The sequence below is a fragment of the Rivularia sp. UHCC 0363 genome (assembly GCF_034931125.1).
Taxonomy (GTDB): Bacteria; Cyanobacteriota; Cyanobacteriia; order Cyanobacteriales; family Nostocaceae; genus Rivularia.
The window spans coordinates 1-4,809 of record NZ_JAYGHM010000041.1; the positions used below are offsets into that span (position 1 = coordinate 1).

General features: G+C 38.7%; 5 protein-coding genes and 1 pseudogene. 4 read left to right on the plus strand and 2 right to left on the minus strand.

The annotated features are described in order from the left end of the window. A pseudogene (locus VB797_RS21675) lies at window positions 1-906 on the minus strand (hypothetical protein); the annotation flags it as partial. A 953-nt stretch (window positions 907-1,859) separates the two neighbouring features. Continuing rightward, the gene (locus tag VB797_RS21680; protein ID WP_323239814.1) at window positions 1,860-2,231 is read right to left on the minus strand and encodes a hypothetical protein; all 372 of its coding nucleotides are present in this window, start codon (window positions 2,229-2,231) and stop codon (window positions 1,860-1,862) included. A gap of 230 nt (window positions 2,232-2,461) precedes the next feature. Here VB797_RS21680 and VB797_RS21685 point away from each other — a divergent pair, with 230 nt between their 5' ends. The 4 genes from VB797_RS21685 to VB797_RS21700 form a co-directional block, all read left to right on the plus strand. Then, window positions 2,462-2,989: a hypothetical protein gene (locus VB797_RS21685; protein WP_323239815.1), complete on the plus strand. Its 528-nt coding sequence runs from the start codon at window positions 2,462-2,464 to the stop codon at window positions 2,987-2,989. 2 nt (window positions 2,990-2,991) lie between these two features. Further along, on the plus strand, window positions 2,992-3,606 hold the full coding sequence (locus VB797_RS21690; RefSeq protein ID WP_323239816.1) for a hypothetical protein: 615 nt from the start codon (window positions 2,992-2,994) through the stop codon (window positions 3,604-3,606). A gap of 200 nt (window positions 3,607-3,806) precedes the next feature. Further along, the gene (locus VB797_RS21695) at window positions 3,807-4,460 is read left to right on the plus strand and encodes a hypothetical protein (RefSeq protein ID WP_323239817.1); all 654 of its coding nucleotides are present in this window, start codon (window positions 3,807-3,809) and stop codon (window positions 4,458-4,460) included. A gap of 104 nt (window positions 4,461-4,564) precedes the next feature. Further along, window positions 4,565-4,809: hypothetical protein (locus tag VB797_RS21700; RefSeq protein WP_323239818.1), on the plus strand; the 245-nt coding region annotated here is incomplete at its 3' end.

A 4,809-nucleotide genomic window follows, 5' to 3' on the forward strand; every position in this document is an offset into this window, starting at 1 on the left:
TGGATTGCTTACCGCTCCCGCATCAGGTTGTAATTTGATGGTTTTACAGTTCGTAAGTTGAAGCAAGGAGGAGAGCGTATTGATTCCACCCGCAAAATTGCCCCCCGCAGCCCCAATTACCATTATGTCCGTGCGATGATTATCCCGGAACCACAATTTAAGTGCGGTAATGAGTGATTTCAAAGCCCCTTCTACAAGCCAAACTTCATTTATCTCCTTGGCTTGGGGATGCTTCCATATAAAAAGCGGCAATTCACCGTTGGGGAGATGAGGGGAATTGCCCCCATGATTCGCAGAAGATAGCCAGAAGTACTTAGCAAATTTATCGCGATTATCGCTCGCTATCTGGAATCCAGTAATAAATTGATCCCCATCTGTAGCTGCGATCGCGATACCATTCCCCCCAAGCAATCTGTGAGTATTCGGGTTAACACCTGCGAGTTGTGCATTACTCTTTACCCGCTTTCCTGGATTCCAGCTACGAATCCACCCCCTGTTGTAAGCAAAATCAATTTCGACAGACGATAGCCCACGCTTTTCTTTAAGTTGTATGGTGTGATAAGGGCTTAGTTGTAATTTGGCTGTAATTGCTCTGTACGCTGCATTTCGCTGCCTTATGGGGAGTAAATTTTTGGTGGAATCTTTTTGTTTGGGGGGTTTCCTTATTGGCTTAACTATCCTTGGAAGATTAGCCCATTCTTGAGAATTATCTGGTCTAAAGGTCGCAGTATGCCCGTTAGATGGCTTTACACAAACATATCCGTTGATTTTTTCACCCTTAACAGCATCTACAAAGCCATGACAGAAAATTGTTTCGTCCGCTAAAATCCGGCAATTTGATTTTATGTCTTCACATACGGGACAAGGATTATGGCGGTTGGTGGGGACTGGACGACTACTAAACATTGTCCCCTCCTTTAATTAGACTGGTGTTTTCTGAACACAAGATTAAGTCTTGGGTTGCTAAGAAAGAAATATTTACAAAAAGTATTGGATATCTAAATTGAAAGTTTTTATTTTCTTGTGTTTGAGTAGATATGGAACTGACCATTATTTTCTCCAATTCGGTGATGTGAGGGGAATTGGAGGAGGGTTGTGCTGTACCACCGTGTGGTTGGAGCTTTTGGAGCCGCTCGTCTGGGATGTTTTAGCTGGTAGACGAGTCAGGAATTAATGTCAATTTCGAGTTACGGGACAAGTTTGTTTTGGAACTTCGCTATTAACAGCAATACATAAAACCGAGATTTTATAATAGTTTTGTGTCGTATCATTGCTGTCTTGTAGTCTCCGTCTGGCATAGGGTCTGGTGAATTTAATCAACAACGGAGCTACGGAACCAAGATATCTTTCTAAAAATTTGACAAAAAATCCCACCTAACACATATCTTTTGACAACTTACTGTAGTAAGATATGTGTATGCACGCAGTGGCGCGGCACAAGTACGTCTTTTGTCGAACTTAGATGTGGAATCAGTTTCTCAGGCTTTCATCCACTTCTTAGTTGTTTGACGACTCAACCCGCCTCCGGCAAGTTTTTTTTAGTTAGAAAAAAAGGTTTAATCCTTTTTTATTCAGGCATACCCAATTAATGGGAATTTATCGCCTGTTTTTTTTTGCCCTCCATCAAAATGTAAATATTTATTTCGAGAAAGTAGCTTTAGAATTTACTTGTGTTAGCGAGAAAAAACGTCAAGCAGAATACTAAAGATTACTGCAATATTGTACCCCTAATGCAAACATTGTTGAACTGATAGAAACTAAAAAACTAATTAATAAAAGATAGATGCGTTATTACTGAATCCATAAGGAAAGCTAATTAAATTTAGTTATATAGCTTTTTAGTAATAAAGTTTTTGCTTCTATATTTTTTGCTTGATTAGTTCTTCTCTCATAGCTTGAGCTTCTTTGGAAGATGTAGCAGTTCTGTAAATTTGAAAAACTTCGTCAAACTCAAGTCCGTATTTAGTAGCTTCGTATTGAATTTTTTCGATATAAGCGGGTTTCTGGCTAGCAACAAAATCGGATAGTACATTTCCTAGATTTGCCCTTATAGAACGTTCCGCCATATTAGTCATCACTTTAAACCAATCATGGTCGTGTTCGGATAGAGGAATACTACCGGATTGTAGTTCTGCCATTGTGCTTTCCTTATTATTTTCGTCGGATTCATGATACCAGGAATGCATGAGTGTATCACCTGTAGGGTAAAGTGACCGATTGCGATGTGCCATTGATTTGATTTCGCTCTTATATTATATACATATTGTATCCTTACTGTATGGGTACTATACTAAATGAAAAGCGAGCGAGTGAATAAGAATATTTCATGCTCAAGAACGTCTGGGTTTTAGTCTGCGTGCTGGGTGCATCGATTATCCCAACAACTGAAACCCCAAAAACTGCCTCTATAAGACAACCACGCACCCAATACCTATAGCCTGCATGGGAAAAAGGATGCTGCATGACAATCACCCAGCAACAACCTGAACGATGCAAGGAGGTCACGCTCCATCAACGACATCAAATAATGACAGTCACCCAGAGTACAAAAATTATGAGGGAAACAACGCGATCGCTAAAAGATTATTACGAATCAAAACTGGGTAAACCAATCAGCGATTCATCTTGGTATCGAGTCTGTGATTGCCTTCGAGGCACTTGTGGAGAAGTTACCAAAGAAAACCTAGAAGTGTACGCCAAAATGCGTAAGGCTTGCGCCAGGTTGCCAATCCAGCTATCGGAATTTATCCAAATCTGGGAATCCGTACAAACATTAAAAAACTCTAATGAAGAAGCAATAACTGGCAGTCAATTTAGAAAAATGCTGACCAAAAATATCCCATCGCGGATACCAGACATTACATTTTATCGATGGTTTATTCGTGCTGGTTTGAATTTCAGGAAGAGAAATGAATACACACCAGAACAATTTATTCCCGTAACAGTTAGTGCTTGGTGTTGGTACTTGAGAAAATCCAAGGAGCAATAACAATGGCAGATTTGATAAAGAGAATTCAGAGCAGATTATCTAGGAAATCAATTTCAATATCAAAGCAAGATTTGACCAGTGAAATTGCTGCACTGGGTTACTCCCCTCAAGCTTTAGAAGAAGATGAAATTGATACGATTACTCAACTGCTTTTAGATAAGCATCAAAATACAGAATTGGCGGTATCGGAGCCAGAAGAAATTACAGCTGCTCCATCGGACGAACATCACGCATCTGCAACCAATTTAACCGCGATTAGCAATCAACAAAAAGAACAACTGATATCAGTACAAGCCCAATCATTGGGCATTAAGCTAGACGAATCAGAAATCACGGATATTTCCCAAACCGTTAGCGATTCATTTACCGACTTTGTGAGTGCTGTAGAAACTATCAACTCATCAATCAAAGATTACGCCCAAAGTAAATTTGATGAAGTTGAGCAAAAAATTGATAAAAGTAATAACAACCTACGCGACTACATTGATAAAAGAACTACCAGCTTGCAAAGAAAGAGTTTAGAAGGAGCCACAACAACAAAGGAGGTACTAGAGCAAAAAAGCTCTAATCTCAAAAGCTTCTCCAAAAGACTCGCAGCAGCATTCAGAACACAGTAGACAATTACGCTTTAAAAATGTATTTCGGCTATTAGTAATAATAATTCCTGCTTTATTCCTAATAGATTATTGCTACCAATCAATTAGCTATCACTTCAAATATCAAGCCTACTTAGAAAGAAAAGACAGAATACAACAATACCAACAGTGGATGCACTACCAATGCACGGAAATACTAACTCAAGAAAGGACTAATCGCTGTGAAAAATACTGGCAAGCTGAAAAACTTGGTTTCTTCAAAATCACGCCACCTAGAAAAACAACTCCGTGGGAAATTCAACGCTTCCACAAACCTAATTTACAGGGCATTAATGGGCGACCAAAAAGCATTAAAACTAATAGGTCAAATGGGGAATGATGGAGCAAGAATAAGTGAATTTGCCCCCAAAGTTAAAGATAATATGCTAGCTGCAATCAAAGGAGCAGAAGATTTAAACACAACCCTTGCAGCTATTTATAAGCAAGCAGGTGTAAGTGGAGAGCGAATCGAACGAGAAATCCAATCATCTATTCTTGCAGACGATAAGCTAGCAAATCAATTAAAAGAATTAAACCTTGATTTTGAAGGAGCTAAAAGTAGAGAAGAATTGCGCCACAAACAAGCTAAAGAACATATTACATTGAAAACTTGGGTTGACCGTCACATGATGAGTATTGATGGCGAATACAAGATGTTGCAAGAAGAATTAAAGACAGAAGTAAGGCAGCAGACAATTGATTTACAACACGATAAAGAACTAGGTAACTATTATCTTGATGCTGGTGACAATGCTAGAGATGATTTAAAACCCAAGAAACAATACGCAAGACGTTCAATAATTCAAAGAATCAAAGATACAATTATAGGATTTTAATTTCTCAAGGAAGAGGGAAGAATTGCGAATGAAGTAATAACGCTACCATTTATCCATCTTCTTCAATTATCCTTCTTTGTTATTCCCCCAACATTCATCAACATATGATTGAGCAATTTAACGAATTAGAAGAACAAGAAGATTCAGAAACTACACCAGATACCCAATTACCCAAAGACTTAATAGAACACCTGGAAGAACGTAAAAAGCATAGAAAGCAAGTCATTCAAACAACGGAATTAGTACAGAAATATTTCATAAGTTGGTCGTTAAGTGCTAGTGGATTTTTTCTCGCACGACTACTTTTATTAATCAACGGTGGTGCATCTCTATGGCTTGCAGCAGGGTT